The 688-nt window shown below is 55.8% G+C and carries 1 protein-coding gene; it reads right to left on the reverse strand.

What is annotated here, in order from left to right; genetic code table 11:
- Nucleotides 1-688: peptidoglycan recognition protein family protein (locus tag DW806_RS14880; protein WP_199677326.1), on the reverse strand; the 688-nt coding region annotated here is incomplete at both ends.

Genomic DNA, 688 nt, shown 5'->3' on the forward strand with positions numbered 1-688 from the left:
CACTGCGGCGCGGTAATCGACGGCACTTTGCGGACCGCATCAAAGTCGATCGTAAAGCCTGCCTGCTGGAGCGATCTCATCTTGATATAGTTGGTTTCATCCTTGTTGATGATGTCACACTCGTAGGTCTTGCCATTGAGCAGGACCTTTTTCTTCTCTACCACTTCGTCGTCCTCCTTCTTCGGTTCGGGTTCAACCGGCGCGGTCAGCCGTGCCTTGAACTTACGCCACAGACTTTCGTCGCGTACCCACGGCTCGGGGCACAGCTTGCCGGTGACATCATAGTGCCGCACGACGTGATCTACGTCAATGCCGTACTTCGCCATGAGATACTTGACCAACTCGACGGCACGGTCTACCGTCTGCGGCGTGATGGTGTACTTGCCACCTACGATGTCACTGCACATTTCCACACCCAACGAATTACGGTTCATACAAATGCCGCGTAACGGGTGATGCGAGCTCTCGAGAGCGCCGCCGCAGTGCCATGCTGCATCTCTATCACGCACGGACTGCGTAACGCTGTCCTCATCGACAAAATAGTGTGCACTTGCCCGTCGGCCTGCGCCCTGAAAATAGTGCGCGTTGCCCTCGTCGGTATCGCCGTCGTTGGCGGTATAGTGCATGACGATGTACTTGATCGAATTGCCGCCACGTCCCGAATAGAAGTTGCTCGAATCAGCCGGCA

Origin of the sequence: Butyricicoccus sp. AM32-19, from assembly GCF_003480365.1 — a bacterium.
In the GTDB taxonomy this organism is placed as follows: domain Bacteria; phylum Bacillota; class Clostridia; order Oscillospirales; family Butyricicoccaceae; genus Agathobaculum; species Agathobaculum butyriciproducens.